The sequence below is a fragment of the Mesorhizobium sp. B2-4-7 genome (assembly GCF_006442685.1).
Classification (GTDB): Bacteria; Pseudomonadota; Alphaproteobacteria; order Rhizobiales; family Rhizobiaceae; genus Mesorhizobium.
Window position 1 is genome coordinate 146,441 of sequence record NZ_VFVH01000005.1, and the last position, 18,568, is coordinate 165,008.

Annotated in this window: 15 protein-coding genes; 4 read left to right on the forward strand and 11 right to left on the reverse strand. The window is 59.7% G+C overall.

Features of this window, described 5'->3' with window-relative positions; all coding sequences use genetic code 11:
* Nucleotides 1–38: 38 nt before the first annotated feature.
* From FJ946_RS16325 to FJ946_RS16370, 10 genes are all read right to left on the reverse strand, one after another.
* Nucleotides 39–977 (reverse strand): AraC family transcriptional regulator, encoded by a 939-nt coding sequence (locus tag FJ946_RS16325; RefSeq protein ID WP_140499419.1) that lies wholly within the window; start codon nucleotides 975–977, stop codon nucleotides 39–41.
* A gap of 110 nt (nucleotides 978–1,087) precedes the next feature.
* Entirely contained in the window at nucleotides 1,088–1,288 is a 201-nt protein-coding gene (locus tag FJ946_RS16330; protein WP_140499417.1) for a hypothetical protein, read from the reverse strand.
* A gap of 62 nt (nucleotides 1,289–1,350) precedes the next feature.
* Nucleotides 1,351–2,058, reverse strand: coding sequence for an MgtC/SapB family protein (locus FJ946_RS16335; protein WP_181165254.1), 708 nt, complete (start codon nucleotides 2,056–2,058; stop codon nucleotides 1,351–1,353).
* A 38-nt stretch (nucleotides 2,059–2,096) separates the two neighbouring features.
* Nucleotides 2,097–3,278: an alpha/beta fold hydrolase gene (locus tag FJ946_RS16340; RefSeq protein WP_140565652.1), complete on the reverse strand. Its 1,182-nt coding sequence runs from the start codon at nucleotides 3,276–3,278 to the stop codon at nucleotides 2,097–2,099.
* Nucleotides 3,279–3,296: 18 nt separating this feature from the next.
* Complete coding sequence (locus FJ946_RS16345) at nucleotides 3,297–4,004, reverse strand: META domain-containing protein (RefSeq protein ID WP_181171825.1); 708 nt, start codon at nucleotides 4,002–4,004, stop codon at nucleotides 3,297–3,299.
* A 238-nt stretch (nucleotides 4,005–4,242) separates the two neighbouring features.
* Nucleotides 4,243–7,404, reverse strand: a complete 3,162-nt coding sequence (locus FJ946_RS16350) for an efflux RND transporter permease subunit (RefSeq protein WP_140565649.1) — start codon at nucleotides 7,402–7,404, stop codon at nucleotides 4,243–4,245.
* Nucleotides 7,401–8,498, reverse strand: a complete 1,098-nt coding sequence (locus tag FJ946_RS16355) for an efflux RND transporter periplasmic adaptor subunit (RefSeq protein WP_348640507.1) — start codon at nucleotides 8,496–8,498, stop codon at nucleotides 7,401–7,403. Before FJ946_RS16355 ends, FJ946_RS16350 begins: the two co-directional genes overlap by 4 nt.
* Nucleotides 8,499–8,549: 51 nt before the next feature.
* Nucleotides 8,550–9,131 carry an HdeD family acid-resistance protein gene (locus tag FJ946_RS16360; RefSeq protein WP_140499407.1) on the reverse strand — a complete coding sequence of 194 codons (582 nt, stop codon included), beginning with the start codon at nucleotides 9,129–9,131 and terminating at the stop codon, nucleotides 8,550–8,552.
* Between the two features lie 266 nt (nucleotides 9,132–9,397).
* Nucleotides 9,398–10,840, reverse strand: coding sequence for an amidohydrolase family protein (locus FJ946_RS16365; RefSeq protein WP_140521318.1), 1,443 nt, complete (start codon nucleotides 10,838–10,840; stop codon nucleotides 9,398–9,400).
* Nucleotides 10,841–10,919: 79 nt separating this feature from the next.
* A complete protein-coding gene (locus tag FJ946_RS16370) occupies nucleotides 10,920–12,113 on the reverse strand; it encodes a succinylglutamate desuccinylase/aspartoacylase family protein (RefSeq protein WP_140565779.1) in 1,194 nt (397 codons plus the stop codon).
* Between the two features lie 471 nt (nucleotides 12,114–12,584).
* Here FJ946_RS16370 and FJ946_RS16375 point away from each other — a divergent pair, with 471 nt between their 5' ends.
* Entirely contained in the window at nucleotides 12,585–13,640 is a 1,056-nt protein-coding gene (locus FJ946_RS16375) for a helix-turn-helix domain-containing protein (protein WP_140565642.1), read from the forward strand.
* Here the strand turns inward: FJ946_RS16375 and FJ946_RS16380 are convergent.
* Nucleotides 13,637–15,067 (reverse strand): basic amino acid/polyamine antiporter, encoded by a 1,431-nt coding sequence (locus tag FJ946_RS16380; RefSeq protein ID WP_140565639.1) that lies wholly within the window; start codon nucleotides 15,065–15,067, stop codon nucleotides 13,637–13,639. The two genes, FJ946_RS16375 and FJ946_RS16380, sit on opposite strands and share 4 nt — an antisense overlap.
* A gap of 265 nt (nucleotides 15,068–15,332) precedes the next feature.
* Here FJ946_RS16380 and FJ946_RS16385 point away from each other — a divergent pair, with 265 nt between their 5' ends.
* From FJ946_RS16385 to FJ946_RS31530, 3 genes are all read left to right on the forward strand, one after another.
* Nucleotides 15,333–16,766: a basic amino acid/polyamine antiporter gene (locus FJ946_RS16385; RefSeq protein WP_140565636.1), complete on the forward strand. Its 1,434-nt coding sequence runs from the start codon at nucleotides 15,333–15,335 to the stop codon at nucleotides 16,764–16,766.
* Nucleotides 16,767–16,784: 18 nt separating this feature from the next.
* A complete protein-coding gene (locus FJ946_RS16390; protein WP_140559915.1) occupies nucleotides 16,785–18,029 on the forward strand; it encodes an arginine deiminase in 1,245 nt (414 codons plus the stop codon).
* A gap of 254 nt (nucleotides 18,030–18,283) precedes the next feature.
* Nucleotides 18,284–18,541, forward strand: coding sequence for a YMGG-like glycine zipper-containing protein (locus tag FJ946_RS31530; protein ID WP_348640292.1), 258 nt, complete (start codon nucleotides 18,284–18,286; stop codon nucleotides 18,539–18,541).
* Nucleotides 18,542–18,568: the final 27 nt, after the last annotated feature.

The window sequence follows — 18,568 nt, forward strand, 5'->3', positions numbered from 1 at the left end:
CGTTAACCAGCCTCGGATCGGCAGGTTTGAGCATCCCATCAGTCTGGTGCTGCGTGTCTCCAGAAGCGCCGACGCGCCTCACTGGGGGAGCATCCGAAGATTGACGTATAGGCTCCAGCGAAACGGCCCAGGTGCCAGAAACCAAAGCTCATGGCGATGTCGGTGATCGAGAGGCGATCGCCCTGCGTCAGGATAAGGCCGTGCGCGGCCCGAAGCCGCCGCTCCCGCTCGTAAGCTCGAGGGCTGACTCCCAGACGTTCCTGAAAGGCGCGCTCCAACATTCGCTCGCCAATGCCCAGTACCTCGCAGACTGCACTGACGGAAACAGGGCTATGAGGCCTTGCCTCCAGAATGGCCAGGGTGGCATCAACGATATCGCGCCGATCGCTGGAACCGAGGGCGCGGGGGGATGGTTGCTCCGTGAGGGAAAGCACCCGCGCGAGCGCGGCGCCCGCTTCGCTCGCCGCAACGGCCAGGCCGGCACTTAGGTCATAGCCACGCTGTGCTGCAGCTTCCGCGAACCCGACGGTTCGCAGCAGCCTCTGCTGAAGCTCCAGCTCGGCTCCTGCCGTGAGGCGTTGCTCATGTATCCCTGGCATCAGCGCGGTCCTCTGGCCCAGGTGGGAGGCTGATGCCGTGCGCAGAGACTCGAGCGCGGACCCACGCAGACCGATCCGCATGAGGCGATAGCTTCCTGGCATCTCCAGCTTGAATTCTGTTCCCGGGCCGATGATCCGCAACTGCGGTACTTCACTCCGTTGTCCGTTGAAGGTCGTGCCTTCGCCCCAGAGGAACACCGCCGTCAACGCATCGTCATTGATCGCCCCGGACATGGCGATGCCACCCTTGTCCCGCAAATCGAGGACGAACGCGTCGCCATAGTCTATCGTTGCAAGGCTCGATGCATGGCGCTGCTCGCCAATCTGCTGGATATGGAATTCCGCGTCGGGATCGGACTCGCGGGTGCGCGCGACCACGGAATTATACTGGCGGGCGTACCAGTTAGGAGCCTCCAACAACGAGGGCCTCTCCAAGTCTTTTGTCCGGACTGGAGTTGGACGCGATCGCTTTCGTCCAACTCGATAAGTCAAGCAACCGAGTCCGGCTTGTTTCTGCGGGCGATCTTTATAATCAGAAGAATGATTCCGATAGCAAAGAGAAGACAGCCAACCATGATGCTCGATGGAGAGCCATAGCGATAGCCCGATGCAAAAATGAGAAAGCCTATGAGCAAGAGGCCGATAGCTATCAATTTGTTTGCCAACAAGGCCTTGGTGTTTCCTTCCATTGTAGCAGCTCCTTAAAATTTGACGTTTCGAGGTGGTGTCGAGGGTCTTTCTGGCTTTCGCTCTATTCGGTCTTTTCTTCCGGCTCCCAGGAAGCCGACTGAACATTCGAGTCGAGCGCGAGGTGAGCGACGACGCGTTCGACTGATTGCGCATCATCACGGTTGCTGAACAACGTTGCTTCTATTCTCATGGCGTCGCCCTCATTGATGGGATGGCTGTTAAGGGAGCGTAGGCGGAGGAGGTTTGTATTGATGGTCTGAAGCAGAATCGATCTGAGCAAATAAACATTATCTCGTGAGCATACGATCTCTATAGTGTACGTGTATTCGACGGCAGGTTGTTCCTGAGAGTGCCTTCGAAAGAATCTTGAGAAATTAGGAAGAAGCGAATTGAGTATAATAATGAGCATTGCGGTTTCCGCGGCCAGCAGCAGAAAGCCAAAGCCTACGAAGACCCCGACAGAGCCAGTGCTCCAGATCGTCGCGGACGTACTCAACCCTCTTATGTTGGAACCGTCCCTGATGATCAGGCCGGCGCCAAGGAAGCCAATGCCGGTTACGACCTGAGCCCCCATTCTAAGATCGAGACCTGAGCCAAGAGCGCCCGGCAGCGAGGAGTATGCCGCCGCGCCCAGTGCGACCAGCGCGTGCGTCACAAGTCCTGTATATTGTTGCCGGTACTGGCGTTCCGCACCGATCAGCGCGCCGAGCAGCAACGCAAGCACAAGCTTCAGCAGGATTGATTGAGTTATCGCGACTTCAGCTTCCAAATGTTCATTCCGTCTGATTCAAAATGCAGGGGCTTTCATCACATGGCGCCGATCTCGGACGCCGGCTGCTGGGACACGGATTGCCGGGATGCCGACCGCTTCAGGATTGTGAGCGGCAGATGGAGAACGAGGGAGGCGTTATCGAAGATGATCTGCCGGGTCTCTTCGGCTTTGTCTTCGACCGGCATATCTTCGTTCACGATGAGACGGCGCAGCAGGGGCCCGGACCTCAACAGCTTCATCAGTGTTTCCGACGTTGCAAAGCCGCTGTGGCCGCCGCCGTCCACGTCGGAAATGTCGATAACCTGAATGTCCTTTTTCTGGAGGAGCGGGATATCGAAGCCACTGCCGACTCGTGGCTGGCCACCTGCAATGCGCCGCGACAGGCTCAAGGCGCGATCTCGCCGAGAGACAACGATCGTGAAGGGGTGCGGCAGTTGGGGTATGTCCCTGACTTGGCTGCTGAAGACATCTGGATCGATATCGGGCGCGGCAAGCAAGACGCCGCGGATTCTTGAGGTAACCGCCGCCTTACCTTGCAATACAAGGGTGCGAAGCGCCTCCATTACGACATACGCGCCCATGGAATGGCCGACGATGAAAACACCGCTAGCGTTCGATCGAGCTGCGATTTCGATCGTTTCGGCCAAGCCGTCCCGCGCCTGGAGAGCGCTATCGCGATCGAAAAGATAGGCGCCGATAGATCCCGCCGACGCCCAGGAGAAATGAACCGGAACCGAGGAGATGCGGTAGTCGTGGACGACTTGGGCATTACGAAACAGGCCTTCGGCAAAATTGTTGTTGTAGCCGTGCACGAAGATAAACACCTCGCGCTCCGAAGGCGGACGCTTCGCCAGCATCCCGTTCAACCGACCTGCGAAGGATGCTCTGTTCTCGAAGCGGACAAGATCACGAGCGGAAAAATGGCGCTTCGGATCGGGTGATGTCGATGACGTCTCGACGACGCCCGGCCGGTGTGTGGCCGGCACGACGACAGTCAACTGCGAAAAACTCAACGTCGGGGAACGATCCCGCGAATAGGGCGGTTCGGAGGTGGGGAACCTTGTGCGCGTGGTGGCAATCAGGAAGGAAATAGCCGACATTTTGTTGCTAATTTGTACAGGCGAGGCAAGGCCCGTCACGGCTCTTGGACCGGCGCAGCTTTGCACCAGCAACGCCAGCGAGATAACCAACACAAATCGTCCTGCGGGGTTCTGCATGCTGCTGGCCGCGCCGGCTTATCTTCGTAAACTCACCAGCGTTTGGCCATCCTTGTCCAACAGTTGCACTCGTCCTGTCTGTGGGGCTTCAAAACGATGGACGGACCCGAGTGCCTTCAGAAGACTGCGCTCTTGATCCATGAGGGGCTGATCGCAGATCATCCTGGACGAGCCGGTTTCCGAGATCGTCAGCGCTTCTCCGGTCAAGGCGAAGCCGCCAAAGAACCGATTGCACGAGCCATTCCCATGGATGCGTCCATCTGGCTCGAAGGCAAGGGTGGGTTTCGAATCGGAGACCGTGGTTTCTTCTCGAATTTCGTCCACGAGCCAATCTCCGTGAAGGAGGTCGCCCGGCTCTCCGGCGCAGCCCCCAAATTTCCGGTCGCCAAGGATGACGGTCGCGGTTTGGGGGTATGGCATTCCGCTCATGGTATCGACGCATATTTTGGCAGCGATGGTCAGCGCGAGTTGCCGGCCGTCTACCGTCGCCAGATAGGTGTCGGCGTCGCCTTGCCTTGTGGGACGCGGAGCCGGCTGAACTGTGAAGGTCTCGCCCCCTAAGGCGTTAAAGCTGAGCGCGGTGTCCGAGATGCTGATTTGCCAACCGGGTTCGTTGCCGCGTGCAGCCAACGAGGCAGCCTCCGCATTGCTCGTTGCGGTGGCGTACAGCGACAACACCGCGAGCGAAGCGGCCAACGGCAAGGATGAGCAGGACTCTGGACTCACGGTTGCAGCCTCCAGACGATGCGTCACTGAACTCGAAGGCCGCCCGGAAACCGGCCTCTGGGGGCAACTTCGCCAAATATTGCGCCGAATGTACTTGCATCCGGCCGTCAGTCCATCGCCGCGGTTCGGAGAACGAGTCCATTCGGCGAAGAAATGGACGCAAAGCCAAGAATTGAGATTCCAAGAACATAAATGGTTGCCGCGGGCCATCTCGACCGCCCTTTGGCGAGGACGAACCTCAATGTGATGGTTCGATCGTATCGAGGCGTTCCGTACGATCTCCCCGACGCCGGGACGACAGATACTCGGTTGCTTTCTGGACGACAAAATAGACGGAGGGGATGATCAACAGGCCAATAGTCGTAGCCGCGGCCATGCCCCCGAAAATTGTGACGCCAACAGCCCGCCGCGCGCCCGCACCGGCACCAGTCGACACGACAAGAGGAATGATCCCGAGGATGAAGGAAACCGCGGTCATCATGACGGCCCGGAAGCGCTGCTCGGCCCCGATCCGCGCCGCCTTCATTATGCTTAGTCCCTCATCGCGCCGCTCCTTGGCGAATTCCACGATCAGGATGGCATTCTTCGCCGCCAGCCCGATCAGCAGCACGATGGCGATCTGCACGTAGAGGCTGTTCTGCAACCCGAAGACCTTCAATGCCGCTATGGCGCCGAAGAGAGCCGCTCCGAGCGAAAGGATGACGATCAACGGAAGCGACCAGCTCTCGTATTGGGCGACAAGGAAGAGATAGGCAAAGAGGAACGCCAGCGCAAAGACCAGCCCCTCCTGGCCACTGCCGCGGCGCTCTTGAAACGACAGGCCTGACCACTCGAAGCCATAGCCATTCGGCAACAGCTGGGCCACTGTCTTCTCCATCGCGTCCATGGCGCCGCCGCTGCTGCTTCCAGGTGCGGTAATGGCGTTTATGGGAGCGGCGACCGAGAGATTGTAACGCTGGATGGCGAATGGCGACAGGATCGTCGTCAACGACGCCAGATTGTTCAAGGGCACCATGGTGCCGTTCCGGCTACGCACATGCAGGTTCAAGATGTCTTCCGCATGGGCACGGAAATCGGCATCGGCCTGCAGATTGACCTGGAACACGCGGCCATTGAGCGTAAAATCATTTACGTAGCGCGATCCGAAGGCCGCGCCGATGGTGGAATAGACGTCCGACACGCTTACCCCAAGCGCTTCGGCGCGCGTTCTGTCGACTTCGACATAGACCTGCGGGACATTGGCGCTGAAGGTGGTGGCGGCCCCGCCGAGCTCCGGCAGATGATTGAAGGCGCCAAGCAGGGCGCCGACGACCTGCGCGATCTCTTGTGGCGGCTGTCCTTCAAGCGCTTGCAGGCGGAAGTCCAGGCCACCGACCGAGCCGATGCCGGCAATCGCCGGCGGCGCGAACACGGCGACGTTCGCGCCCGGAATTTGGGAGAACTTCATCCGCAGCGCCTGCAGGATGCCGGCGAGCTGCAGTTCGCTGGACCTGCGCTCGTCCCAGGGCTTCAGCGCCGCGACCGCCATTGCGCCGCTCGGCGAACTCGTCGACTGAAGGATGCTGAACCCCGCAACCGTGATGACGTCTTGCACGCCTCCGGTGTCGGTCAGAATCTTGCGCACGTCCTCCACGATGGCTTTCGTGCGGTCGAGCGAAGCGGCATTGGGCAACTGGATGTCGACGAACAACGCGCCTTGGTCCTCGTCGGGCAGGAAAGTCGACGGTAGCCCGGTGAAGATCAGATAGGCGGCGGCAAAACAGGCAAGCAATCCCGCCATCGGCACGTACCAATGCCGCACCAGAAACCCGACGAGGCGTCCATAGCCGTCACGCGTCTTGTTCATGAATGCCGTGAACCAGGCCAGCGGGCCACGCTTGAAATGGCCCACATCGCGCCGCAAAAGCAGTGCGGCCAGCGCCGGGCTCAGGGTCAATCCGACAAAGGAGGAAATCACCAGGGCCGAAGACAGCGTCACGGCGAACTGCCGGTAGAGCTGGCCGCCTATGCCGCCGAGAAACGCAGTCGGCGTCACCACGGCAAGCAGCACCAAGGTCGTGGAAATGATCGGCCCAGTGATCTGGTGCATCGCCTTGCGCGTGGCGTCGGCGACCGCGATGTCAGGGGTATCCTCCAGCACATGCTTGACGTTCTCGACGACAAGGATGGCATCGTCCACCACCAGGCCGATCGCCAGCACCAGCGCCAAAAGAGAAATCATGTTCAGCGAATAGCCGGCGGCAAACAGCACCGCCAAGGCGCCGAGCATGGAAACCGGGATGGCAAGCGCCGAGATGAACATGGCGCGCCAATCCTGCAGGAAGACGTAGGTGACTGCGAGAACGATCAGGAACGCTTCAAGCAGGGTTCTGGCCGTCAGCGAGATGCTGGCATTCACGAAGCGGGTCGCGTCGTAGACGATGTGATACTGCATGCCTTTGGGAAAGCGTGACGAGAGGCGCTCCAGTTCGGCGCGGACCGACGCCGCGGTCTGGATGGCGTTGGCGCCGGGCGACTGGTTGATCTGCATCATCGCCGAGGCGTGTCCGGCGAAGCTGGCGCTCGAAGCATAGCTTAACGCGCCAAGCTCGAGCCGCGCGATATCGCGCAGGTAGACCTTGGCCCCCGCCGAGCCCGTGCGCACGACGATGTCCCCGAATTCCTCGACGCTTCTCAGCCGCCCCTGCGCGACCAGAGTGTATTGCAGCTCCGAGCCCTGCGCCTGCGGGGGGGCGCCGGCCTGTCCGAGCGTCGCCTGGATGTTTTGCCGCTGGATGGCGGCCGAGACATCGTCGGGCGTCAGGCCAAGCGCGTCCATGCGCTGCGGGTTGAGCCACACCCTCATCGAGTATTCCGAAGCCCCGGCGACCGAAGCCTCGCCGACGCCCCGCACGCGCGATATCGTGTCGGCGACGGTCGTGGTGATGAAATTAGTGATCGCCAGCGCATCGAGGCTGTCGTCCGGCGAATAGAAAGCGATGCCGAGGATAAAATCCGGCGAGCGGGCACGCACGGAGACACCTTGCTGCGCGACCGCTGCCGGCAGGCGCGAGATCGCCAGCTGAGCGCGGTTCTGCACGTTGATCTGTGCTGTCTCGGGATCGGTTCCGACCTCGAAGGTCACCGATAGCGTGTATTGGCCGGCATTGGAGCTGGTGGACGACATGTACATCATGTGGTCCACGCCATTGATGGCCGTCTCCAGCGGGCCGCCCACCACGTCGGCGATGACTTCCGCGCTTGCTCCCGGATAGGAGGCCGACACCGTCACCGTTGGAGGGGTGATCTGCGGATACTGCTGTATGGGAAGGGAAAACACCGCGATCCCGCCGGCGATCGAAATGATGATCGAGACGACGATCGCGAGCCGGGTGCGGCTGATGAAGAGGTCCGAGATCATGGCGTATCCTCCGCTTCGCGGGGGTTGACCTGCTGACCATCGGAAACGCGTTGCAGGCCCTCGACGACGATCGTTTCGCCGCCTTCCAATCCGCTCGTCGCCGCCCAGCGATTGTCGATGCGCGCACCGGTCGTGATCGCCTGCCTGGTCACGGTATTGTTGTCGTTGAGCACGAAGACGAACTTGCCCTGGCGGTCCTGAAGAACGGACGCCATCGGCACCATCGGCAATTTCCTGGCTTCTTCGTCGACGATTGTTAGCCGGACGAACTGGCCAGGCGCCAAAATGTGGTCGGGGTTGGGGAACAGCGCGCGGACAGCGACGGTACCGGTCTGCTGATTGACCTCGTTGTCGATGAACTGCACCCGCCCCGGCAAAGCAAATTGTGTGCCGTTGGCGAGAGACAGACTCAGGTGGAATTTGTTCGCATCGATCTTCTGGCCACCGGCAAGTTTCTGCCTGATGTCGACCAAAGTGCTGTCAGCGATCGAGAATGCGACGCGGATAGGATCGAGCTGGACGACGCGCGCCAATGATCCGGAGCCGGGCCCCACGAGATTACCGCGCGTCGCCAGGGAGCGGCCGATGGTGCCATTGATGGGAGACCTGATCTGAGCATAGGAAAGATTGAGTTCGGCCGTATTGAGGGCTGCATTGGCGCTTTGAACATCCGCCGCGGCGACATCGAATGCAGCCTGAGCGTCATCCAACGTGGCCTGAGAAATAGTCCTGCGGCTGAGCAGGTCCCTGGCGCGTGAGAGGCTTTGTCGCGCGGCGTTGCGGGTGGCTTCGGTCCTGGCCACTTGCGCCTGTGCGGACATTACCGCCGCCGACAGTTGATCCGGCTCGATTTCGAAAAGCAGATCGCCCTCCTTCACGTGCTGGCCTTCGGAGAACCTGATCTCCTTGAGCAGGCCGGACGCGCGCGCCTGAATGTCGACCGCATCGATCGCCTCGACCTGCGCGTTGTATGTCAGCGGCGCGTTTGCCGGACCGGACTGGACCTTCTGCACGACCACTGGCACCGTCGCCGCGGTCTGCGCACGTGCCGCTCCCGCGAAGCCGCCCACGCTGACTAGCAATGCGGCCGCCACGACCCTGGCTCGAAAGTCAAAATTGCTTTTCATCATCGTCGGATCCTGCTCTCAAGACAAAATCTTCGTCCTGCGCACGCTCAGGGCAATGACGAGATACGCCAGTCCAGCAATCATCATGGAAAATCCGGCCACCAAGCCAGTCGGCATCTCTCTGACGATCGGCCACTTCAGCAGTATGGAGAAAGCAGCGAATATGGCCACGATTCCGGAAACGGCGAACCAATACCAGCCGCCGACTTTCCTGACTTCAGCGGCGATGATTAATTGAAGAACACCGTGGACAAATAGTACAAACGCTATGAACAGTGATATTGCGGCCGATGCTTTGATAGGATTGAAGTAAATCATGATGCCGCCGATGAGCTCGAAGAAGCCGGTCAGTTCCTGCCACACGAAGCCCACCCAACTTTTGATCCAGAGCGATTGGATGACCTTGATGACGCCGACTGCCATCAGGGCCACGGCGAACACGACGTTGGATGCGAAATTGGAAACGCTGGGAACTGCGACTGAAAACACGCCGCCCGCAAGCAGGAGGAGCCCAAAGAGCAGAAACCTGCGCCACTTGCCCTGCTCGATTTCGGCCCGTTCATATGGCGTTGCAGGTGGGTGATCCGATTTTTCTGGCATGTCCCCGTTCCATGCAGGTTCTAAATATCGATCTCGCACCCTGCGGGCAGAGAAGAGAGCCGAGAGCGCTCAATGGAAAGTATCAGGAATAAGTCTGCCGGACGGAGCGTCAGGAGCCTGTCTGGTTGCCTCGCGGCGAGATTTCCCGATGACGACCACTGCCTAGTCGAGATTTTCTCGCGGCCTTGCTTCGTCAGGACCATGAGGCCGTGTCGGATTAACTGATTGCTGGGAAGTGAAGGCGGCATACGGTTTTCCGCTGACTCTCAAAGGGTGCTCTTGTGAAGCCGGCCGTCCTTCATGATGACGACGAAGTTCTTATGCGGATCCTCGATCAGCCGGATGTCGTCGAGCGGGTTGCCGTCCACGACTAAGAGGTCCGCGAAAGCTCCTTCTTCGATGACGCCGAGCTTGCCCGGATAAGGGTTGCGCAGATTGGAGAGTGCGAGCAGTTCGGCATTGCCGGAGGTGGCCATCTGCAGGACTTCGGCGTTCTTGTACCAGTTGGCCAAATGCGTGAGCATCATGCTCTGGCGCGGACCCAACGCAGGCGAGAACAGCACGTCGGAACCCCAGGCCGTCTTGATGCCATGCTTGCGAGCAAAGGCATATATCCTCGGCGTCCCTGAGAAAAGCTCCTGGGCGCGGTCGGCGCTAGGTCCCGTCAGCGGGCCGGTGTCCTCCGCCGTCAGGAAGGGCTGGGTGCTTAGCCATGTGCCCTTCTCGGCGATCATCGCCGCCGTGTCCTCGTCCATCAGATGCGCGTGCTCGATCGACTGCACCCCAGCTGCCAGCGCGCGTCGTATCGCGCGAGACGTATAGGCGTGCACGGTAACGTAGGTGCTCCAATCCTGTGCCACCTCGACGCCTGCCCGCAGCTCTTCTTCGCTGAAGGTGACGATGTCCAGCGGACTGCGGGGCGACGATACGCCACCGCCGCCCACCAACTTTATCTGTGACGCGCCTTGGAGAAGCTGCTCCCGGATCCGCATCTTCAGGTCGCCGATATCGTCGACGATGGCCGCTCCCCCCAGGAGTTCACCTTTGCTGAGCTTGCCGCCGTCGCGCGGAATCTCGCTTGGCAGGCGAAGATCGGCGTGACCCCCGGAGGTCGTGATCATCGCGCCGGAGGGATAGATGCGCGGGCCAGGGATCAGCCCGGTGTCGATAGCCTGCTTGAAGGAGAAGGAGGGACCTCCCAGATCGCGTATGGTGGTGAAGCCGCGACTGAGCGTGCGATCCGCCTCGGCGGTGGACGCTGCGAAGATAATCCCCGGGTCGCCGTTAAGCAGGATGTTGACCGGGACCGCCGCGAAGATCGCATGCCAATGCGCGTCGATGAGCCCTGGCATGAGGACGCCATTGCGGCATTTGATGACGGTGGCGTCCTCCGGGGGAGGGGCGTTCGTCATATCGATTCCGGAAATCCTGCCGCCCTCCACCAGGATTTGCGCTCCGTCCTTCACCGTACCCGACTTGCCGTCGAATAGCCGGACTTCGCGAAACAGGATCTTGGAAGGGGGCGCGGCCGTCTGCGCGAAGGACGGCTTTGTCAGCACCCCGGCGATGGCGGCAGCCCCGAAACCGGAGAGAAAACTACGCCTGGAAAAGGCCTCCAGACGACGAGAGACTCGTTGAAGATCGGGATTGAGACAACCGCAACCAGAACTGTGAACGAGGTGACCGTACTTCGAGCCTAGCCGCAGCATGTCTTTTGCTTTCGGTTGAGCGACACTGACACCTGCCGGACGGCGCTTCGTGTCGCGGTTCTTGTCGTTTCAGGTCCCGTTACTCGACCAACACATCGCCGCCGACAGGATTGGCGCTGTCAAAGATGAGGAATACGATCGGAGTCCCCGACTCCGCTGTTGCATCGGTCCGCCTGGCGCCGACTTCGCCGCCGAGAGGCACGGAGTATTCCGCGACGATTTCCCCGAAGGTGTTCCTTTGGACTGCAACTTTCTGTCCGGGCCGAACGGTCTCATTGAGTTCGACCAACAATTCGATGAAACCGCCATGCGTCGCGGTGACGGGAAACATGCCGTCCGCGACGAAAACGCTCGAATCCTTGCTGGTTCTGCCGATAGGGCCTGAAATTATTCCGTGGTGCTTGATGACGTTCATCGTTCCTTCGACGAACAGGGCGATCATGTCGTGATCGAAGATCCGCGGCTTGCCGATCTCGGGCGTGAAGGCGGGAATGCCGGCATCGATGAGGGCATTGGCGAGAAGACCTCGCTCGCCAAAGTTGTCGAAAATCTGATCGACCGGATAGAGTTCCGCCATCGCCCGCACTTCGGGGAGATCCATGCGCGCAAGGTGGAACGCCGTCGCGTCCATGCCCGTGGCGGCTGTATGAAAATCGATCCCGTAGTCGAGGTTTGACCGCAGAAGCCGCTTGAATATCAGGCCGGCGTGGCGCGTCGGCGCGTCGGGAGCGTCCTCGTTGCCAGGGAACAACCGATTGATGTCGATCAGGTCGATCCCGCGCCCCGAATTCGGCCATCTCCGTTCCATGCCTTCCATTGCGGGGCGCGAAATGTCGAGTACCGCCATCACCGATCCCGACATCGCGGCCGGATCGAGCTCACGCATTACGGATTGCACGGTTTGAATGGGGCTCATTTCATCGCCATGCACGCCGCTCATCAGCCCCAGTCGTTTGCCTGGGGCTGCCCCCTTGGCGACCATCACCGAGACGTACCAGTGCTGGCCCGTCGGCATCTGTACGCCCTGGAAATAAAAGCTGTGCTTGCCTGGTTTCAGATCCGAGATGTCAAGCGAACTGATGACCTTCTTTCCGTCGATGACATCGCCGGTATAGACGGTCCCCGACGTCCCTGCGGGAGACGCGCTTGCAGGTGCCGAGCCCGTTTGCGCCTGCGCCGGCCCGGCCATGAGCGCAGCGGCAGCGCCGATGGTAGCGACCGATGCGATCATGAAGTCGCGACGTCCGAGGCCCTCGCTGGTTTCATGCGCCATGGCTGTGTGGTCCCTGCCGATGAGGATCATGCTGCAGATCTCGCGGTGACGCGTGCGAGGGCGGCTAGATCGTCCTTACCGATTCCCGTTGTGCGCGTGGTATCCGGGCATTAGTCCCACAAGACATTTCAGGGAGTACAGCCTCCAACAAGAAAAATGGACTGGTGGTCTATGATTGGGATGCCTTGCATACTGAGTTGAGAGCCACCACAACCGGTGTGATAAGCCTCGGATATCACGCAGCCACCTCCACAACTTCCGTCGGGTACAATTAAGCCCAGTTCACGAATTCCTGGTGGATACCTCAAATGGGCCAGATGGCATGTTAACGATTGATTAACATGCTTCTATGCTGGTAGTAGACAGGGTATTACATCCACCTTCAACATTGCTTGCCGGAGTTGTATATATTAGAATGAACTAATGTTCTTGCAATAACCCGTGTTGCACCAACAAAGACGGATAGTTGCTATGGATGCTATGGTTCATGCCGCCGGGCTATCTGGAGGAGCAGGTGCCGAGAAGTCCCTGCAATGCGCCGTCGACATCGATACCTCCACGGCACCACCTGCTAAGCAATTCGACCTGTTTCGAACCTGGTATCAAGGCGTTGCCGACACTGAACTTATGCAAGAACGGAGCCATTCGTTTCCGGCACATGAAACAGTGTGGGATCTGGGAACGTTGGCTGTCATGTTCCTCGAATTGCCTGGCAGTGGCTACCGCTGTCGCTGGCGGCATTTGAAAAACCCTTCGGTGGACAATTGGTATTTGAGCCTGCCCTTGTCCAAGGGCAGGCTTCCTGGAAGTTGGCAGGTCGTGAGAACGACCCTGCAATCTTTTGCAGAGCCCTACGAATGCGTGATGGAGAACGACGCCCTCCTTGCCGTTTTCCTGCCACGCGCCCTGCCTTTCATCCAATCGTCCAGGATTGAAATACGTGAGGAGTCGAAAAGACTCCTGGCAGACTACATGCTTCTGCTGCACCGTTCCTTTTCCGATCTGAGGGCCGTGGATGTGTCGCACATTGCCACTGCCACCACCAATCTGCTGGCTGCGTGCGTGTCGCCATCACATGACCGCATCACCGAGGCGAAGCGTGTGATCGACGCCGTGATCGCCGAGCGCGCTGCCAAAATCATTGCACAAAGTTTGAATGATCAGTCCTTGGCATCCGACAGGCTTTGCCGCGCACTCGGTGTGTCCCGCTCTCGCCTCTACCGGATATTCGAACCGGCCGGAGGTGTTTCGAATTATATTCGCCACAAACGCCTGCTCAAGACACGCGATATACTTTCCGACAGCTTGGATGGGCGCCCGATCTCCGCCATTGCCGGGGATTGGGGCTTCACGGATCCATCGGCGTATAGCCGGATGTTCAGGAAGGAATTCGGCATTACGCCAAAGGAGGCACGCGTGGAAGGCTGGCAAGGCGCCCAGGCCACGAGCTCGCAGCAGATCAGCCAGCCTGACAGCAGGGCGCACACGCTGAGTAGTCTTCTGCTGCGAAACAGCTTTGGGCCCTAGACTGCGATGGCGCCGGCAAGGATGCCGTAGATTGCCGCGACCGCGCCAAGTGCGGCGACGACGAACATCCCCATCTCGGCGGGAGTAAACACCCTCTGCCCCCGCTCCTTCCGAGCCATGACGAAGAGGATCGTGCCCGGTCCGTAGATGACGGCCGAAAGCAGCAGGTGCTTGGCGCTGGCGGCATAGATGAGACCGGCCGTATAGATCAATGCTATCGCCGCCCTTGCGAAGTCGACACGCCGCGCTACGGGGTCGTTCTCGTAGCTCTCGCCGCCCCATGCGAGCTTGACCCCGTAAGCGGCGACAAGAAGATATGGGATGAGGATCATGGAACTGGTCAGCTCAAGAGCGAGCCTGAAGGCCTGTTGAGCAAAGAGCGTCAGGACCAGAAAAACCTGCACGACCGTATTGGTCAGCCAGAGCGCCCGCGACGGCACGTCATGCTTGTTTTTATACGCAAGAAAACGCGGCATTGTCTGGTGATGTGATGCGGTGAACAGGATTTCAGCGGCCAGCAGCACCCAGGACAGATAGGCACCGGCAACGGAGATCAGCAGGCCGAAGCTGACGAACTTGGCGCCCCATGGCCCGACCACCGCTTCCAATACGCCGGCCATGGAGGGATTGCGCAGCGCTGTCAGTTCAGGACGAAGCATGATCCCGTAGGAGGGAATGGTGACCAGCACAAGCAGACAGAGCACGCCGAGAAAACCAAGGAGCGTCGCGACCCCGACATCCCCGCGGTTGCGTGCGTAACGCGAATAGACGCTCGCGCCTTCGATTCCGACAAAGACGAATACGGTCACCAACATGGTCCCGCGAACCTGGCTCGCGATGCTGCCAACGCTGATTTCTTCCCCGCCCCAGAAATTGGCCGTGAAGACATCGGCGCTGAAGCCGTAGATAACGAAGATGATAAAGAGAAAGATCGGAATGATCTTGGCGTAAGTGACAATGGTGTTGATCGCCGCCGCTTCCTTGACGCCCCGCAGGATCAGCGAATGTACGATCCACAGAAGCATCGAGGAAATGACGATCGCCGTGATCGTATTGCCATCGCCGAACACAGGAAAGAAAAGCCCCAGCGTCGACTTTATCAGCACGAAATAGGAAACGTTGCCGAGAACGGCGGCAGACCAGTAACCGAGGGCCGAGAGGAAGCCGAGATAGTTGCCAAAGCCGGCCTTGGCATAGGCATACACGCCCGCATCGAGGTCCGGCTTGCGAACCGACAAGGTCTGGAAGACGAAGGCCAACATCAGCATTCCGACGCCAGCGATGGCCCAAGCGATCATGGCCCCGAACGGACCGGTCTCGCGACCAAAAGCCTGCGGCAAAGAGAAGATGCCCGCGCCGACCATCGAACCGACGACCATAGCCGTCAGGGTCCATATCGAGAATTTTTGCTGAACGGTCGAGTTCATTGAATTTGGATCAACAATTCCTTGGCGGACGGCGGTCCAGCGGCCTCATTGTTACGCCTGCAACCTATCTCGAATCTGGCGCCCACGTGATTGGCATAAAATCCCACTAGTATACCTGACGTCCAAAACCTTTGCCTTGGCTCGTTTAACCGGTTGCCGATATTCGCATTTACTGCTTCTGATCAGACATAACCTTGCTGGACCGAGACGTGTCGGCGAGGCGTCTGATCGCGAACTCTGGTTCGCGCAGCCAGGAGAGCGGTTTATGACTTCAAACGAAAATCAGAAGCTTTCGCTGTTTGCGCTGACCAGCATGGTTGTGGGATCGATGGTCGGCGCGGGCATCTTCAATCTGCCTGGCCGGTTCGCGACTGCGACAGGTCCGTTCGGCGCAATCATTGCCTGGGCAATTGCGGGAACCGGCATGTACATGCTGGCGCGGGTGTTCCAGGCGTTGGCCGAGAAGAGGCCAGACATCGACTCAGGCGTCTTCGCCTATGCCAAGGCCGGCTTCGGCAACTACATGGGCTTCCTGTCCGCCTTCGGCTACTGGCTCGGTAGTTGCCTGGGCAACGTCTTCTATTGGGTGCTCATTGGCTCGACGCTGGGGCGGTTTTTTCCCGGGATCTTTGGGGACGGCAGCAGCGCCACCGCCATCATCGTCTCGTTGATAGGCATCTGGGCTTTCCACTTCATGATCCTGCGCGGCGTCGAGCAGGCGACCTTCATCAATACTGTCGTGACGATCGCCAAGATCGTGCCGATCCTGGTCTTCATCCTGCTCCTGATCTTCTTCTTCCATTTCGGGCAGTTCCGCGAGAATTTCTTCGGCGGCTTGGACATGCCGCCGAAGTCCCTGATCGCCCAGGTGCGCGACACAATGCTGATCACGGTCTTCGTCTTCCTCGGCATCGAGGGCGCCAGCGTCTATTCCCGCTTTGCCAAGGTGCGTTCCGACGTCGGTACGGCGACGATTCTCGGTTTCGTCGGCGTCACAGGCCTGATGGTAGCGGTCACGCTGCTGCCCTACGCGGCTCTGCCGCAATCGGCTGTCGCCGGTGTCCAGCAGCCGTCGATGGCCGGCGTTCTCGAAGCGGTCGTCGGTCACTGGGGTGCGGTCTTCATCTCGATCGGCGTTCTGATCTCGGTGCTCGGCGCCTATCTCGCCTGGTCCCTGATCTGCGCCGAGGTGCTGTTCGCGGCGGCGAAGTCGGAGGACATGCCAAGGCTCTTCGCAGCGCAGAATGGCAACAAGGTTCCCGCTAACGCACTCTGGCTCACCAACATCGTCGTATCGCTCTTCGTGATCTCCACCTACTGGTCGCGGGACGCGTTCAACTTCATGCTCGACATGACGAGCGTCACCGCGTTGCTGCCCTACCTGCTCGTGGCCGGCTACGGCATCCTGCTCGCTCGTAGCGGCGTTGGCTATGAAAAGACGCCGGATCAGCGCGGCCGCGACCAGATCTTCGCCTGGATCGCGGCGATTTACACGATCTTCATGTTCGTCGCCGCCGGGCTCAAATACGTGCTGCTTGTTGCCGTCCTCTTCGCGCCCGGAACTATCCTCTACGTCTGGGCGCGGCGCGAGCAGAAATTGCAGCTGTTCACGCTCGCCGAACTCTTCGTGTTCGCCGTCACGCTCATCGCTGGCCTGATCGGAGCCTACGGGCTGCTGACGGGCGCCATCGCACCTTGAACAGAAAGAAGGAAGGTCATGACAAACAATACTTCATTCGGCGTTCATTCAGAGGTTGGTCAGTTGCGCAAGGTCATGGTGTGCGCTCCCGGCCGCGCCCACCAGCGGCTGACACCCAGCAATTGTGACGCACTCCTCTTCGACGACGTGCTCTGGGTAGACAATGCCAAGCGCGATCATTTCGACTTCATGACCAAGATGCGCGACAGGGGCGTCGAGGTGGTCGAGATGCACAATCTGCTCGCCGAGACGGTCGCCATTCCGGAAGCCAAGAAGTGGATCCTCGACCAGCAGATCGTACCGAACCAGGTCGGCCTCGGCCTCATCGACGAGGTCCGCTCCTATCTCGACGGCCTCTCTAATCGCGACCTCGCTGAAACACTGATCGGCGGGCTGTCGACCTTCGAATTCCCGGAAAGCATCGGCGGCGAACAACTGGCGCTGATCCGTGACGCGGCCGGCGTCAACGAATATCTGCTGCCGCCTTTGCCCAACACGCTCTACACCCGGGACACCACCTGCTGGATCTATGGCGGCGTGACGCTGAACGCCCTTTATTGGCCTGCGCGCCACGAGGAGACCATCCTCACCACATCGATATACAAGTTCCACCCGGACTTCGCCGGCAAGGTCAATGTCTGGTGGGGTGACCCGACCAGGGATTGGGGGCTTGCCACATTCGAGGGTGGGGACGTCATGCCTATCGGCAAGGGCAATGTGCTTATCGGCATGAGCGAGCGCACTTCGCGCCAGGCTATCAGCCAAGTGGCGGCGGCCCTGTTTGAGAAAGGAGTTGCCGAACGTGTGATCGTCGCCGCAATGCCTAAGCTGCGCGCGGCGATGCATCTCGACACGGTATTCACGTTTGCCGATCGCGACTGCGTGCTGATGTATCCGGACATCGTCAACGGCATTGACGCATTCTCCTATCGCCCTGACGGCAAGGGGGGCGTCGAACTCCACAAGGACAAAGGCAGTTTCATTGAGACGGTGCGTGACTCGCTTGGTCTCAAGAAGATGCGCGTCGTTGAAACCGGCGGCAACGACTACATGCGCGAGCGCACCCAGTGGGACAGCGGCGCCAACTTGGTTTGCGCCTCGCCTGGTGTCGTCTTTGCCTACGATCGCAACACGTACACAAATACGCTGCTGCGCAAGGAAGGCATAGAAGTCATCACTATCTCAGGCGCGGAGCTCGGCCGCGGCCGAGGCGGGGGTCATTGCATGACCTGTCCCATCATTCGCGATGCGGTCGACTATTGATAGCAATCCGGCCGGGCTCGATACAGGCGGCCGGTCGGCCCCCAAATAGTCTGAAGGCCATACCTGTCGGACGGCCTCCAGCACATAAAGACCGTCTACCCCAGAATTGCTCATAGAGCGTTGGAGTCGCTCCCAATCCTATAGGAACAATCGGCACATTGTTGGACGGAATGCTCGTTGTTGGCGAGCGGATGTAAATGTACCCAGGAGATGAAACCATGAGAAGTATTATATTCGTTTCTGCTTTGGCTCTGATGGCCGCGGGTTGTACTGCCACGGAACAGCGAACAGCAGGCACGGCGTTGGCAGGAGCCGGAACGGGTGCGGTCATCGGCGGCCTTGCAAACGGCAGTCGAGGTGCCCTTGTAGGCGCGGCGGTCGGTGGCGGCACAGGGGCTGTGGTCGGCGCTGCGACGGCACCGCGCGCGCATCATCGCGAATGCTGGGTTCGTGATCGCTGGGGTCACACGGTTCGCGATCGTCAGGGTCGACCCATCACAAAACGGTGCTAGGCGCGATGCGTAAGATCAGCTTTATTC

Bases quoted from the DNA above. Each gene is read 5' to 3' on its own strand.
- FJ946_RS16330 (WP_140499417.1), bottom strand. From the start codon at position 1,288: ATGGAAGGAAACACCAAGGCCTTGTTGGCAAACAAATTGATAGCTATC.
- FJ946_RS16340 (WP_140565652.1), bottom strand. From the start codon at position 3,278: ATGCAGAACCCCGCAGGACGATTTGTGTTGGTTATCTCGCTGGCGTTG.
- FJ946_RS16350 (WP_140565649.1), bottom strand. From the start codon at position 7,404: ATGATCTCGGACCTCTTCATCAGCCGCACCCGGCTCGCGATCGTCGTC.
- FJ946_RS16360 (WP_140499407.1), bottom strand. From the start codon at position 9,131: ATGCCAGAAAAATCGGATCACCCACCTGCAACGCCATATGAACGGGCC.
- FJ946_RS16365 (WP_140521318.1), bottom strand. From the start codon at position 10,840: ATGCTGCGGCTAGGCTCGAAGTACGGTCACCTCGTTCACAGTTCTGGT.
- FJ946_RS16370 (WP_140565779.1), bottom strand. From the start codon at position 12,113: ATGGCGCATGAAACCAGCGAGGGCCTCGGACGTCGCGACTTCATGATC.
- FJ946_RS16375 (WP_140565642.1), top strand. From the start codon at position 12,585: ATGGATGCTATGGTTCATGCCGCCGGGCTATCTGGAGGAGCAGGTGCC.
- FJ946_RS16380 (WP_140565639.1), bottom strand. From the start codon at position 15,067: ATGAACTCGACCGTTCAGCAAAAATTCTCGATATGGACCCTGACGGCT.
- FJ946_RS16385 (WP_140565636.1), top strand. From the start codon at position 15,333: ATGACTTCAAACGAAAATCAGAAGCTTTCGCTGTTTGCGCTGACCAGC.
- FJ946_RS16390 (WP_140559915.1), top strand. From the start codon at position 16,785: ATGACAAACAATACTTCATTCGGCGTTCATTCAGAGGTTGGTCAGTTG.
- FJ946_RS31530 (WP_348640292.1), top strand. From the start codon at position 18,284: ATGGCCGCGGGTTGTACTGCCACGGAACAGCGAACAGCAGGCACGGCG.